Annotated in this window: 12 protein-coding genes; 3 read left to right on the top strand and 9 right to left on the bottom strand. The window is 66.1% G+C overall.

Annotated features, from left to right (window positions below):
- Positions 1–168: 168 nt before the first annotated feature.
- Positions 169–1,698: a L,D-transpeptidase gene (locus tag BDD21_RS18405; protein ID WP_120798401.1), complete on the top strand. Its 1,530-nt coding sequence runs from the start codon at positions 169–171 to the stop codon at positions 1,696–1,698.
- On the top strand, positions 1,695–2,828 hold the full coding sequence (locus BDD21_RS18400; RefSeq protein ID WP_120798400.1) for an aminotransferase class V-fold PLP-dependent enzyme: 1,134 nt from the start codon (positions 1,695–1,697) through the stop codon (positions 2,826–2,828). Before BDD21_RS18405 ends, BDD21_RS18400 begins: the two co-directional genes overlap by 4 nt.
- On the opposite strand, the gene BDD21_RS18395 is transcribed toward BDD21_RS18400, so the two are convergent.
- The 8 genes from BDD21_RS18395 to BDD21_RS18360 all read right to left on the bottom strand — a co-directional run bounded on the left by BDD21_RS18395 (position 2,825) and on the right by BDD21_RS18360 (position 10,310).
- Positions 2,825–3,010 carry a hypothetical protein gene (locus BDD21_RS18395; protein ID WP_093037113.1) on the bottom strand — a complete coding sequence of 62 codons (186 nt, stop codon included), beginning with the start codon at positions 3,008–3,010 and terminating at the stop codon, positions 2,825–2,827. The genes BDD21_RS18400 and BDD21_RS18395 overlap by 4 nt on opposite strands.
- A gap of 97 nt (positions 3,011–3,107) precedes the next feature.
- The gene (gene ubiG / locus BDD21_RS18390; protein ID WP_120798399.1) at positions 3,108–3,854 is read right to left on the bottom strand and encodes a bifunctional 2-polyprenyl-6-hydroxyphenol methylase/3-demethylubiquinol 3-O-methyltransferase UbiG; all 747 of its coding nucleotides are present in this window, start codon (positions 3,852–3,854) and stop codon (positions 3,108–3,110) included.
- Between the two features lie 536 nt (positions 3,855–4,390).
- Positions 4,391–5,479 (bottom strand): cell division protein ZapE, encoded by a 1,089-nt coding sequence (gene zapE, locus BDD21_RS18385; RefSeq protein WP_120798398.1) that lies wholly within the window; start codon positions 5,477–5,479, stop codon positions 4,391–4,393.
- Positions 5,480–5,482: 3 nt separating this feature from the next.
- Positions 5,483–6,670 (bottom strand): aminotransferase class I/II-fold pyridoxal phosphate-dependent enzyme, encoded by a 1,188-nt coding sequence (locus BDD21_RS18380; protein WP_120798397.1) that lies wholly within the window; start codon positions 6,668–6,670, stop codon positions 5,483–5,485.
- An 11-nt stretch (positions 6,671–6,681) separates the two neighbouring features.
- The gene (locus BDD21_RS18375) at positions 6,682–7,461 is read right to left on the bottom strand and encodes an HAD family hydrolase (RefSeq protein ID WP_120798396.1); all 780 of its coding nucleotides are present in this window, start codon (positions 7,459–7,461) and stop codon (positions 6,682–6,684) included.
- A gap of 75 nt (positions 7,462–7,536) precedes the next feature.
- The gene (locus BDD21_RS18370; protein ID WP_120798395.1) at positions 7,537–8,001 is read right to left on the bottom strand and encodes a c-type cytochrome; all 465 of its coding nucleotides are present in this window, start codon (positions 7,999–8,001) and stop codon (positions 7,537–7,539) included.
- A 163-nt stretch (positions 8,002–8,164) separates the two neighbouring features.
- Complete coding sequence (locus tag BDD21_RS18365; protein WP_170164815.1) at positions 8,165–9,607, bottom strand: erythromycin esterase family protein; 1,443 nt, start codon at positions 9,605–9,607, stop codon at positions 8,165–8,167.
- 124 nt (positions 9,608–9,731) lie between these two features.
- Positions 9,732–10,310, bottom strand: a complete 579-nt coding sequence (locus BDD21_RS18360; protein WP_120798393.1) for a hypothetical protein — start codon at positions 10,308–10,310, stop codon at positions 9,732–9,734.
- 213 nt (positions 10,311–10,523) lie between these two features.
- Between BDD21_RS18360 and BDD21_RS18355 the strand changes: the two genes are divergently transcribed.
- Positions 10,524–12,839: a 2OG-Fe(II) oxygenase gene (locus tag BDD21_RS18355; RefSeq protein ID WP_170164814.1), complete on the top strand. Its 2,316-nt coding sequence runs from the start codon at positions 10,524–10,526 to the stop codon at positions 12,837–12,839.
- A 16-nt stretch (positions 12,840–12,855) separates the two neighbouring features.
- Here the strand turns inward: BDD21_RS18355 and BDD21_RS18350 are convergent, their stop codons facing one another.
- Complete coding sequence (locus tag BDD21_RS18350) at positions 12,856–13,128, bottom strand: SRPBCC family protein (protein WP_120798391.1); 273 nt, start codon at positions 13,126–13,128, stop codon at positions 12,856–12,858.
- Positions 13,129–13,207 lie beyond the last annotated feature (79 nt).

The following is a 13,207-nucleotide window of genomic DNA, read 5'->3' as shown; positions in this document are numbered from 1 at the left end:
CTCGGATTGCAAACCTCCTCGCTTGCGGGCTAGGTCGGTGCGAAGACGAAGAAGTCAAGAAACGGCCGATCGGCGTGCCCTTCGACCGTCATCGCGTTATCCTTGACCTTAATTGATCAATCGCAATGTCCCGGGCTTGGCCGGGACCCCGGCAAAGAACTCAACGCTATGAGCCAAATGCAACGACGGGGCTTGCCCCACACCTTATCCCTTTCCATCAAGGCCCTGGGTGCCTGCGCGCTGCTTCTGACCCTCACGGGTTGCACGGAGCTGGCACGCTTCATCGGCAAGGCCGACCCGAAGCCGGAGGAAGCGGTCGTCGCCGAGGAGACAACGACCCCGCCGGCGGACGACCGGGTCGAAGGGCCTGTCCAGAAACCGAAACCCTCCAAACTTTACGAGTGGAACGGCGACGGGCGCAGGGTCTCGCGCATCGTCATCGATACGGACAAGCAGCGGGCAAGCTTCTTCGTCGGCGAAGACGAGATCGGCTGGAGCACCGTCGCCAGCGGCCTGCCCAAGCACCCGACGCCGACCGGCCAATTCGCCGTGATGGAAAAGGTCGAGAACAAGCGCTCGAACCTCTACGGAAAGGTCGTGAAGAACGGCAAGGTCGTCCGTGCGAACGCAAAAGCGGGCCGCGACCCGATCCCGGACGGCGCGCGCTTCGAAGGCGCGCATATGCCTTATTTCATGCGCCTGACTTACGACGGAATCGGTCTGCATGCCGGACCCATACCGCGTCCCGGGCAACCAGCTTCGCACGGCTGTATCCGTCTGCCGAACACGCTCGCCCCGGTCCTCTTCCAGCACGTCTCGAACGGGACGGAGGTCACCATCGTCGGGTCCGGACCGAGCTATGGCAACTACATGGAGAAACAGCGTGCGGCAGCCGCGCGCGCCAGGCGCGAGGCCGAGCAGCGGCGCATCGCCCAGGCCAAGGCAGCAGAGGCGGCAGCGACCAGCGCCGAGGTGACGCCCGACACTGCGAGTGCTGCGCCCGCGACGGCAACGCAGCGCCCGAGAGCCGATGCACGCCCGGCCCAACAGGCGGCGGGGACCCCGGCCGCGGCACCGTCGCAGGCATCCGAGGTCAGCGCTGCGGCTGCCGATCCAGCCGCCGCGCCGCAGGCATCTGCACCTGCAACTGCGTCCGAGAGATCGACCGCGTCTGCCGCACCTCGCGATCCGAGCCCGACAGCCGATGCGACGGCGACCGAGACGCCGCCGACAGCGTCGGTCACGCCTGTACCAGCCGCGACGACTGAATCGCCCGCGAACGCGTCCCGAACCGTCGCGGAGCCGGCTGCCGCGCCCGCACCTGAACAGGCAAGAACAGAACCCAGCCCGGCTGCGCCGCCCGAAACGAAGCCAACACCCACAGCGGAGACGTCCCCGGCGGCCGATGTCGCAAGCCCGCCGGCACCGTCGTCGCCACCGGCAGTCACACCGACACAGCAGGCACAGACGCCGGCGGTCCCCGCGGCGCCGGCTCCCGCAGCAGCACCGACGCCGGCTCCTGCACCGGCTCCCGCGGCCGCAGCAGCGCCGACGCCGCCTCCTGCTGCCGAGGCACCGCAGAGTCCGCCCTCCGGCAGCAGCGCGGTGTCGCCGGCTCCCGCGCCTGCCGCACCTGCTGCGCCGCCGGCTCAAGCGCAGCAGGCGCCGGCTGCCGCGGCACCGGGGAGCGACGGTTGAGTCTCGCCCCGGACGCATTCGATCTCGACCCGGCCCTCTGCCACCTGAATCACGCGGCCGTCGGACCTTGGCCGCGGCGAGCGTCCGAGGCCGTCGCGCGGTTTGCCCGGGAGAACAGCCGGGTAGGGTCACTGCATTATCCGCAGTGGCTGGCGACCGAGCATCGCCTGCGCGAGCGCCTGGCGGGCCTCGTCGGAGCCGAATCGGCAGCAGACATCGCATTGGCGAAGAACACCTCCGAGGCACTCTCGATCATTGCCTACGGTCTGACATGGCAACCCGGCGACGAGATCGTCGGGGTGGCGCAGGAGTTTCCGTCCAACCGGGTCGTCTGGGAGTCGCTGGCGCCTCGAGGTGTCGTCTGGAAGGCGCTCGACCTGGATGGATCCGCCGATCCCGAGGCCGACCTTTTCGCGCTCTGTACACCACGCACACGAATGATCGCCGTCAGCTGGGTGCAATATGCGCGCGGCCTGCGGCTGGACCTGGAGCGTATCGGCAGCTTTTGCCGGTCCAACGGCATCCTCTTCTGTGTCGACGCCATCCAGGGCCTGGGTGCCCTGCCCTTCGATCTCGCGCGCACCGAAGCGGACTTCGTCGTGGCCGACGGACACAAATGGATGCTGGGTCCGGAGGGCGTCGCCCTGCTCTATGTTCGGCCCACGCTGCGGAACAGGCTCGCCCTGCACCAATTCGGATGGCACATGTTAGAGCACTCGGGAGACTTCGACCGGCGGGACTGGCAGCCTGCCGAGGACGCCCGGCGCTTCGAGTGCGGCAGTCCGAACCTCCTCGGCATCCACGCGCTCGAAGCCAGTCTCTCCCTCATTGATGAGGTCGGCATCGAGCAGGTCTGGCGTGAGCTTCAGAGTCGCACTGACCACCTCATCGACGGGATCGATCGACATGGTCTGGAGTTGCTGTCGCCGCGGGCGCCCGAACGACGCTCGGGCATCGTGACCTTTCGCGTCCCCGGGACACCCTCGGCGGAGCTCTATGCCGGTCTGATGCAACGCAGGGTTCTCTGCGCGCGACGCGGCGGTGGAATTCGCTTCTCACCCCACTTCTACACCCCTGTCGAGGTCATCGACCGCGGCCTCGACGAGGTGCTCGCAATCGCGGCGGGTTAAGCCGCGGCCGCCTTCGGCTTGGTTTCCGCAGGCGGCAGGAACACCGTGCCCTTGCCGAAGCGGTTGACTGCCGTATCGCGGACCCACTCCGGGGCGTCGGCGTAAAATCTGATGTAGGTGAAACCGCAGTCCCCGCGAGACACGGAGGCAACCCAACCTTCGAATTCGTCTTCTCTGCTCATCTCCTGCCCTCCAAACCCAATCGCCCCCGCAAGGGACTGACCTCGGCAACCCTACATTGGACAAGATCGCCACTTCTTCCGTTTCACCGCGTCGCCGTCAGCGACGTTGCATGAACAACATATAGTTCACGCCCATCCAGCGGGTGTAGCTGAAGACGCGATTGAAGGGATTCACCCGAACCCCCGTGCGGTCCTTGACATCGAAGTCCTGACCCAGCAACGCCTCGACCTGCCGCGGAGGGACAAGCTTGCGATAGTGATGCGTGCCTTTGGGGAGCCAGCGCAGCACGTACTCGGCACCGACGATGGCCACGATGAAGGCGGCAAGCGTGCGATTGATCGAGGCGACGACCATGACCCCGCCCGGACGCACCAAACGGCCGCAGTCGGCTAGAAAATCGGGGAGATGCTCGACATGCTCGATCACCTCCATGTTCAACACGGCGTCGAACTGCTCGCCTTCGCGCACCAGATCCTCCGCCGTGCCTAAGCGATAATCGATCTCCAGACCGCTCCACTCGGCGTGGATCTGCGCCACGCGCACGTTCTTCTCGGTGATCTCCACGCCCGTTACCGAGGCACCGAGCCGGGCCATGGACTCGCTGAGAATGCCCCCGCCGCATCCGATATCCAGCAACTTCAGTCCTTCGAACGGACGCTCGGCCTGCGGGTCGCGTCCGAACGACGCGGCGAGATGCCGGCGAATGTAGTCGACGCGAAAAGCGTTGAGACGGTGCAAGGGCCAGAACGGACCCTCTGCATCCCACCAACGGTGTGCGAGTCGCTCGAAATAGGCGACCTCGTCCGGATCGATCGTGGGCGCGCTCAGATGCACGACACTCATGTTCCCGCTCCTTGTGATATGTACTTCGGAGGTGAGATCGTGGTGACCGTGCGGGATTCCAACGGGAAGGGATCGGCTTGAGGTTCCCCAACCGGACGCAAGACTTCGGCCCCACGCCCGGGTATGCCGACTTCAGTCGGCCCCCGGGGAGGCGGACTTCAGTCCGCCGTGCGGGCGTGCTCGGGGGGCCGACTGAAGTCGGCGTACCCGGGCGGTCGCGGTCGGCGACCTGGACACTGCCGATGTGACCGAAACGATGATCGAGGCTGACAACGACAACCAGTAGAGCGTTCGACCACTTTTCCCGGTTGCGGCACTTCCGGTCGATCCTTTCCCGGAAATCACCTTAAACCGCATCCAGAGCGACATGCGTCATTTTCATGTTGCGTTTGGCTTCGGAGATGTCCTCGACATCGGTGAGATGCGGTTTAAAATTTAATATTTTTCAGAGTCTTAAACCGCGCCGGCTCCGACAATGATCGGAGCCTGTGTGGCCAAGCCAATCCGACAAACGACGCCTACCGCGTGGGGCGCGGTTATTCGGAGGGTGCGGCGAGATAGGTCTCGGACTGCATCTCGACGAGCCGGCTCAGCAGCCGTTCGTGGGCGAAATCGATCAGACCGCCTGCGTAGAGTCGCTCGATGGGGGCGGCCGTGGAGAGGATGAGCTTGACGCGTTGGTCGTAAAACTCGTCCACCAGATGCAGGAACCGCCGCGCCGCGGCCTCGTGCTTGGGCCCCAGGATCGGAACCCCGGAGAGCAGCACGGTATGAAACTCGCGGGCGATCTCGATGTAGTCCGCCGCGGACCGGGCGCCGCCGCAGAGCGCGTCGAAATCGAACCAGATCACGTCCGCACTCTGACGACGCACCGGAAAGGTCCGGCCGTTGACCGAAAAGGCGTCGGATCCGCCTTGATGCCCGCCGGTCAGACAATCGAAATAGTCCGCCAGACGGCGCTCGATCTCCTCCGGCCCGGCCTCCTCGACGACGAACAAGACGCCGCTCCGCGTCAATGCACGCAATCGATAATCGTTGCCGCCGTCGAGCTCGAAGACGCGGGTGTGACGTTTCAGCAGCTCGATGGCGGGAAGAAAGTTCTGGCGCTGCAAGCCGTTGCGATAGAGCTCGTCGGGGCGGGTGTTTGCGGTGGTGATCAGCGTGAGACCACGGGCAAAGAGCGCGTTCAGGAGACCGTGCAGCAGCATGGCGTCGGTGATGTCGGTCACCAGGAACTCGTCCAGACAGAGGACGCGGACCTCCTCGCACAGCCCTTGCGCGATCACCTCGAGTGGATCGGGCTGCTTGGGCAGACGCGACATCCGATCATGCACGTCGCGCATGAAGTGATGGAAGTGGATGCGACGCTTGCCCGGCAGATCGAGATCCTCGACAAACCAATCCATCAGATAGGTCTTGCCGCGACCGACCCCGCCCCAGAGATAGAGGCCGGGGACCGGTGTCGCCGGGCCGCCGCGCCGACCGGCCAGTCGCCCGATCAGACCCCGTCCGAGGAAGCCCTGATCGGCTCGACGCGGCGGCGTGCGCAGAAGCGTTTCATGCAGCGCGAGGAGCAACTCCCCGGCCTCGCGCTGGGCAGCGTCCAACGGTTTGAAATCGGCCATGGGTCAGCCCCCCGCCAGCCAGTCGCGGATGCGGCCGACCCCGTCGTCGAGATCATCGATCTCGCGCGTGTAGGCGAAGCGGACATGGCGCCCCGCATCATGACGGCCGAAATCATGACCGGGCGTCAGGGCGACGCCGGCCTCTTCCAGCATTCGACCGGTGAATGTCATGGAGTCGATCTCCAAGCTGTCGGGCAGGCGGGCGTACAGGTAGAAGGCACCGCTCGGCTGCACCGGGATCCCGAACCCAAGATCGCGCAGCGCGGGCAGCAGACGGTCGCGTCGCCTCTGAAAGGACAGACGGCGCGCCTCCAGGATCTCGATGGTCGTCGGATCGAAGGCCGCCAAAGCGGCGTACTGTGCGGGTGTGTTGGCGGCGATGAAGAGGTTCTGCGCCATTCGCTCCATGACCGCGACCGCGTCGCGGGGACCGGCGAGCCAGCCGAGACGCCAACCCGTCATGCCGAAGTATTTCGAGAAGCTGTTGATCACGTAGAGATCTTCCGAGCCCAACGAGAGCGCGGTACGATCCGGGACATCGTAGGTCAGCCCCTGATAGATCTCGTCGACGATGAGTGCCGCGCCGCGGTCTCGACAGAGGGCATGCAGCTCGCTCAGCACCTCCGGTGCAATCGAAGAGCCGGTCGGATTCGACGGCGAGGCGACGACGACCGCGCGCACGCTCGGAGTCCAAGCGGACTCGGCCAGCGCGGCCGTCATCTGATAATCGGTCTGCGGACCGACGGGGACGGCAATCGGCTCCACCCCCATAAGCTGCAAGACCTGTCGGTAGCAGGGATAAGACGGGTCGCAGATGAGCACCCGGTCACCCGGGTCGAGCAGGGCCAGAAACACGAGCTGAAGCGCACCCGAGGCCCCGGGCGTCACCAGAATCCGCTCCGGACCGACCGGGGTGTCGTACCGCTCGGCGTAATAGGCGGCAATCGCCCGGCGCAATGCCGGAAGCCCGCCGGCCGAGGTGTAGCGGGTACGGCCGTCGGCCAAGGCGCGTTGACCGGCCTCCAGGATCGGGCCGGGTGTCGGAAAGTCCGGCTCGCCGACCTCCATGTGGACAATGGAGCGCCCGAGCGCCTCGAGCTCGCCGGCACGGGCGAGCAGGCGCATCACATGGAAGGGCTCGACCCCACGGGCCTGTCCCGACAAGCGGCTGACGGCCGAGATCGGTGTCATCCGGTTTCGACTCAGCCTCGACCGAAGGCGGCGCAATGCAGCCGATCGAGCGTCTCGAGGTCTACCATCCGGCGCTCGCCCAAGTCACCGATCAGGGCGCGTGCGGGACGATCCGGCTCCCCGAGGTGATCCACCACCAGAGGTGCGTCGCTGAGATCCTGCCCCGCAGTGTAGTCGTTCACCGTCACCAAAAGGGCGTGTAAACCGGCACCCAGGGCGGAACGAACCCCGTTGTCCGAGTCCTCCACGGCGACGCAATCGCTCGCGTCGAGCCCGAGCTCGGAGAGCGCCAGCAGAAAGATGTCGGGCGCAGGCTTCTTCGCGGGCACGACATCGCCGGCAGCGATGACCTCGAACCAATCCCGCAGACCCGGCTCCCCGGCGTTGTCGAGCAGCACGCTCACGTTCTCGGGAGTGGTCGTAGTCGCGATCGCCAGACGCACGCCGGCGTCACGCGCCTCGCGCAACAGACGCAGCACGCCCGGTCGCAGCGGGATGGCGCCGCCTTCGAGCAGCGCGACATAGTGGCGGGTCTTCGCGCGATGCAGACCGGCAATCACCTCCGACGCGTCGCGCGACGGATCGAGAGCGATCCCCTCCTCCGCGATGTAGGTCGCAATCCGCTCCTTGCCGCCGGTGACCCGCAGCAGCTCGCCGTAGCGCTTCGCGTCCCAAACCCAATCCAGACCGGCCTCTGCGAAGGCGGCGTTAAAGGCGGGGCGATGTCCGTCTCGCTCGGTATCGGCAAGCGTTCCGTCGACATCGAAGATCAGTGCCTTGAAGCCAAGCATGAGTGGACTCCTTCAGCCGTCATGAAAAAGGCCGCCCATGCGGCGGCCTCATCGCGAACCCTCGTGGATCGCGGATCAATCCTTCATGCGGTACTTGTCGTGGCACGCCTTACAGGCTTGCCCGAGTTCGCCGAATGCCGTCGAGACCTCGACCTCGTCACCCCCGGCAGCGACCTTGGCAAGATTGTCCGCAGCGGCGACGAAGTTACCGGCGATGGTGCCGACATCTTCCATGTTCTCGAAGAGTTCCGGCTTCACGCGCGTCTTGACATTGCCCACATCCTTTTCGGTGCCCGGCCCGAAGAGCGCACCCATTCCGGAGTTGGCGATGGCGGCGATCGCATTCGCCGCAGCGGCAACCTGCTCCGAATTGTAGTCGCCTTCCAGGTTCGACTTGATCTTGCCCATGTTCCAGCTCATGAAGCTGTAACCGGCCTGACGGTACTGGATCTGCTCCTCGGGCTTGAGGTTGGCGAGTGCCGCGCTGGCGACGCCCAAGGCGGCGATTCCGAGGACGGTGCTGGCTAGGATTCGGTTCATTCAGCTGTCTCCATTTTGGTTTGGTTTCCCCGCCGGGCGAAAGGTTGGGGAGACCGGCGGCAAATTCCAGTGGCCCGACCGCGGACCGACGCCGAGGTCGGAGCATGAAAGGCCACAGGATGATAACCCATGCTCTCAGGCTTGCCACCCGGGGCTCGGGGGCTCAGGGGCAGGACGGATCCGCGCGGCGGGTGCAATCGGGTTGGATCGACGGCACGCTTTCGATCGGTCCCACTGCATCCGTCGCCTCCAGATAGATCAGAGCGTCATAACGCTCCGCCATCCGGGTCGGCACATAGTTGCGCGTGCGTTCGTGCTCGGGTCGGAACACCACGCCGATGGCACGATGCGGGATCGGCGCCGCGAGCAGCTCCGAGTCCGCAAGCGCGTCGAACAACACGAGCGTGGAGGCCCGACCGGTCGCGTGCATCAGGGCCTCGAAGCTCCCCGCGGCCGCGGGCGGCACCTCCATGATCTCGCCGGGCTGACCCCAGGCACGCCCGGCCATGACCGCGCCGCGGTACGTGGAAAAGCCCAAGGCGAAGACGGCGTCCGCCCCGAAACCCTCGCGGGCAAGCTGACCGATATTGCGCTGCCCCTGCTGGGCCATCACGGTCGCGCGCGCATCACCGATGTGGGTATTGTGAGCCCAGACGATCCCCTTGGAGCCCGAGCCGAAATAGGCGTGGAGGCGCTCAAGCGTTTCAGAGAAGTGATCCACGCGGAAGTTCCAGGACTCCGGACCCGCCAGCGCCATGGACCGGTAGTGGCGCTCGGCACCCCGCACCGTGTGCGCGCTCTGCTCAAGGTGGAAATAGAGGGCGGGATCGACCGACTCCAAGGCACCGCGACGCGCCTCGATCATCGCGACAGCCTCCTCGACCGCGGTTTCGCAACTGGCGCCGCCTTGACCGACCGCGCGTGCATAGTCCGTGAGGTCATCGCCGAATCGATCCAGACACGCGTAGCGGTCGGCAACGGCGCGTCCCAGGTCCGGCTCCATGACGGCCAATAGGGCCAGAACCTTGCGGCGCGCATCGTCCTCGCCGTAGACGTCGATGCCGTAAAGTCCGACCCGTTCGGCCCGAGGGCGACCGGCGTTGAAGTCACGCAGCCATTCGACGAAATCGAGCATCTCCGCATTGGCCCACATCCAGGTCGGCCAACGCGAGAAGGTCTGCATGACCGCCGCCGCACTCTCGCCGGCACCGCCCAACCCCTTGACGTAGCGATTCAGGCGGTAGATCGGCACCCAGTCCCCTTCAACCGCCACGAACCGGAAGTCACCCTCTTGAATCAGCCGACGGGTCAAGGCCGCGCGCCAGCTGTAGAACTCCGAGGTCCCGTGCGACGCCTCGCCGAGCAACACCAAACGTCTGTCCTTGGCACGCGCGACGATCGGATCCAGGTCGGAGGGTGTCTCCAAGGGCAATGCCGCCTCGCGCAGGAGCGCGACCGCATCGCCCCATCCGTCGACCGGCTCGGACACTGAATCGGAGACCGGCTCGGCCACGCACGCCAGCGCCCAAAGCGGCAGGAGCGCGCAGAGCAGGACGCGCCATGCAAGCCGCGCCTGGGTTCGTGCGATGGCTCGGTGAGCGAGCATAAACCTCATCGGAGCATCCCCCATGTGTCGAGTCGCCGCGCCGGGATATGGCCGACCTGTCCGTAAGCCCGGCGATGCCGGCCTATCGAGAGGCGTGCGTCTGGCTTCTCCGCGTCAAATGGATTCATTGCGATTCGGCAATCCGCCAACTCCCCAGCATCGGACTGCCTTGAACCCTGCAGTCGAGCTCCGTCAGCCAGCTCGCCACCATGTGGTTGGAGTTGTTGTCGAGGCGATAGGGCACCGGGTGAGGCACGAAGACAAAACCCAACGCCCGATTTTCGAGATACCCTTGCTGTCGGCCGGACGCAAAGAGCGCCTCCTGGCGCGCCTGAAGCCGATCGATGAGGGCAGCGTCGGCGTGGATGACGAACACCTGCTCGGTCACGACGGGTACGGCCGCGCCGATGGCCTCCGGATCGTACTCTGCGCGCAGGGTCTGTCGTCCGAGCGCCGCCGGGGTCGGAACCAAAAGCACCGGGAACGCGCGAAGCGGGCGTCGGTCCTCCTCGGCGTACCAACGCCATTCTCCGTAGGCCCATCGCACCAAGCCGTGGTCCGGCGTGCTGAGCACCAGGCTGGTGTGCCGGCCGTGATCCAGGATGTACACAGGCCGCGATTGATCGGTTTTCGGCGGCGGGGTCACCGTCGCGACACAACCGCAGAGGAGAATTGTGCACAGGAGCGCACCGGAACGAATCATTTGGTTCGACCCCCTGACCACACCTTACTGGCCGTCGAAAGGCAATATACCGAACGCACCTGGGTTCTCCCATGCAGCAGCTTGACCGTCTCGCGCGAGTGATGCAACCCGATACGATCGGTGGCAAGATCCCGATCGATGATCCACCCGTTCCGATCGGCACCGAACGTATGCATCCAAGGCGCCGATCCGATCTCTCTTCAATGGGGTTCCATGAGCGTTCAACTCACCCGATCTCTTGCAACACTTCTCGGCGAGGTCGATCGGCCCGGCGACTTCCACGCGACCGGCACCGTCGACATGCATCCGCCGCGCATCCAGGTCGAGGGCGTCGGCACCCTTTCGCTCCCGCTCCTGGCCACGCAGGCGGAGGCACTCGTCGCCCAAGCCGAGCAGGCCCCTTACGGGCGCGGCACCGAAACCCTGGTCGACACCGGCGTGCGCCGGACCTGGCAGATCGACGGCGCGCGGGTGAGCATCTCGGGCAAGGCGTGGGCGCAGGATCTGGATGCCATGGTCGACCAGGCGAAGTTCGGGCTCGGCGTGAACGGAACGGTCGCGGCCGAGCTCTACAAGCTGCTGGTCTACGACACCGGCAGCTTCTTCATCAGCCACCGCGACAGCGAGAAGGCGCCCGGCATGTTCGCCACGCTGGTGGTCGTCCTGCCTTCGGAGCATCGCGGCGGCGAGCTGCTGATTCGTCATCGGGGGCGCGAGGTGCGCCTGGACCTGCGTCGGGACGAGCCCTCCGAGGTCGCCTTCGCGGCCTTCTATGCGGACTGTCTCCATGAGGTCTTGCCCGTCGTCTCGGGGTATCGACTGGCGCTCATCTACAACCTCGTCCGCACCGGGCAGGATCAGCCGCTCGGGCCGCCGGACTATGATCGCGAGCACCAATGGGCGGTCAAGCTGCTGCAGGCCTGGGGCGCGCCCGCGGCGGGCAAGTCGGCCGAGCCGCCCCTCACGAAACTCATCTATCCGCTGGAGCACGCCTACACCCCCGCCGAGATCGGATTCGACCGTCTCAAGGGCGCCGATGCCGCCGCGGCGGGTCTCCTGATCGGCGCCGCGCGCGAGGCCGATTGCGACCTCTATCTCGCACTGGTCTCGCTCGAAGAATCCGGCTGGGCGGAACACACCGGCGGCGGCTACTGGGGCCGTCACGACGAGGAGGATTTCGAGGTCGGCGAGGTCAACGAAAGCCGGCAGATCGTCGACACTTGGCGCCATCCCGACGGCAGCCATCCGAACCTGGGTCCGTTGCCCTTCGAGCTGGAAGAGCTCTCCCCGCCCGGCGCCTTCGACGACTTGGAGCCGGACGAGCTCGAGTTTCAGGAGGCCACCGGCAACGAGGGGGCCAGCTTCGATCGACTCTACCAACGCGCTGCCCTCGTCGTCTGGCCGCGCACCCATCGTGCCGTCGTCCTCAGCCAAGGCGGACTGGAGGTCAGCGTTCCCTTCCTCGGCGAGCTGGTCCGGCAATGGCAAGAGGCCGGTGCCGACCCGGAGGCGCCGCTCCGGGCGGAGGCGCACGTGCTCGCCGAACGGATTCGTAACGATTGGCCCGAGGCGGACTGGGTCCGACGCCAGGCCAGCGCGGACGGCACCACGGCGGCCTACTTGAGACACCTGACGGCCCTGGGCGACCTCGCCGAGATCGACGCCTTTGCGGTTGGACCGATCGCGGCCGGGGCCTTCGGGCAAACCGACAATCCCGCACTCGTCGAGGCGCTGGCCGCCCTTGCGCCCGAGCGTGCGCAGCGGCTGATCCACGACATCATCGCCGGGAACGCGAAGGCCCATCCGGTCGCCTGCGCCGATCTGCTCGCACGCGCCGCGAACCGGATCATCGAGACCGGGACCGGGTCGGCCAAAACCTTGCGCCGGGCCGCCGACGCACTCGTGCACGCCCTCCCCGGCCGACGCGCCACCCGATCCCCTGCCGACGCCTACCGGTATTTCGCCGAGTCGACCGGTACCGAGCCAACCGATGCCATGGTGGCGGATCTCCTGAGCGCTCTAGAGCACATCGCCCCCGATCTTGCGCGACGGGCCTTCGAGCATCTCTTGAAGCATCCCGAGCGCTACGACATCGACCGGGTCCTCTTGCCCGCAGCCTTGACCTTGCACGCCGCCGAGACGACCCGCGAGCGCCCCTCCGCGCAAGCCTTGCGCGGCCTCGCGCTCGCACACCTGCGCCGGCGCATCGTCGAACCCTTGGAGCCCCCGGCCGATTGGCGACGGCCCGCGCAGGTGACCTGCACCTGCGCCAACTGCCAGGAGCTCAGCCGCTTCCTGGCCGATCCGACCCGACCGGAATGGGCCTTCCGAGCGGCTCAACGCCATCGCGACCATATCGCGGCTACAGTGCGAACCGATGACTGCGACCTGGACCTGGTCACCGAGCGGCGCGGCAATCCGCACACCCTGCGCTGCACCAAGAATCAAGCGAGCTACTTGGGGCGGGTCGTGCAGAGAGAGGGTGACCTGGCCTACTTGGCGCAACTCGGCGGGGTCCCCGAAACCTGACTGACGACGCGTTCGGCTAGATCTCTCCCCGCGACGGGACATTGTCCGCCGTCAAGTCGATACTCTCTTGGCTCACCAGGCGCGCACCGAGTCGCCGGGCTAACCCCTCTGCGCCCTGAGCCATGATTCGCGTATTGTTGATGCCATCGGCATCACCGGCTTCCACCTGCTCGACCTTCTGAACGCCTGGCCACCACTCCGGCCAGCACAGGGTATTCTGGATGACGAGGTACACTTGCTCGAGCGGTGCTTCGATACGCCAGATCGCCAACAAGTGATAGTCCGCCATGGGGCCTCCAGCGACTCCGACGCAGTCATGACAGCACTCCGGCTCGGGTCGTCACGAGCCGGAGAAACCGGGGTCAAAC

It is taken from the genome of Thiocapsa rosea (assembly GCF_003634315.1).
In the GTDB taxonomy this organism is placed as follows: Bacteria; Pseudomonadota; Gammaproteobacteria; order Chromatiales; family Chromatiaceae; genus Thiocapsa; species Thiocapsa rosea.
Note: the sequence above shows the minus strand (reverse complement) of the source record. Positions and strands in the feature narration are given on the sequence as shown.

Bases quoted from the DNA above. Each gene is read 5' to 3' on its own strand.
- BDD21_RS18395 (WP_093037113.1), bottom strand. From the start codon at position 3,010: ATGAGCAGAGAAGACGAATTCGAAGGTTGGGTTGCCTCCGTGTCTCGC.
- BDD21_RS18370 (WP_120798395.1), bottom strand. From the start codon at position 8,001: ATGAACCGAATCCTAGCCAGCACCGTCCTCGGAATCGCCGCCTTGGGC.
- zapE (WP_120798398.1), bottom strand. From the start codon at position 5,479: ATGGCCGATTTCAAACCGTTGGACGCTGCCCAGCGCGAGGCCGGGGAG.
- BDD21_RS18350 (WP_120798391.1), bottom strand. From the start codon at position 13,128: ATGGCGGACTATCACTTGTTGGCGATCTGGCGTATCGAAGCACCGCTC.
- BDD21_RS18375 (WP_120798396.1), bottom strand. From the start codon at position 7,461: ATGCTTGGCTTCAAGGCACTGATCTTCGATGTCGACGGAACGCTTGCC.
- ubiG (WP_120798399.1), bottom strand. From the start codon at position 3,854: ATGAGTGTCGTGCATCTGAGCGCGCCCACGATCGATCCGGACGAGGTC.
- BDD21_RS18365 (WP_170164815.1), bottom strand. From the start codon at position 9,607: ATGCTCGCTCACCGAGCCATCGCACGAACCCAGGCGCGGCTTGCATGG.
- BDD21_RS18360 (WP_120798393.1), bottom strand. From the start codon at position 10,310: ATGATTCGTTCCGGTGCGCTCCTGTGCACAATTCTCCTCTGCGGTTGT.
- BDD21_RS18355 (WP_170164814.1), top strand. From the start codon at position 10,524: ATGAGCGTTCAACTCACCCGATCTCTTGCAACACTTCTCGGCGAGGTC.
- BDD21_RS18380 (WP_120798397.1), bottom strand. From the start codon at position 6,670: ATGACACCGATCTCGGCCGTCAGCCGCTTGTCGGGACAGGCCCGTGGG.
- BDD21_RS18405 (WP_120798401.1), top strand. From the start codon at position 169: ATGAGCCAAATGCAACGACGGGGCTTGCCCCACACCTTATCCCTTTCC.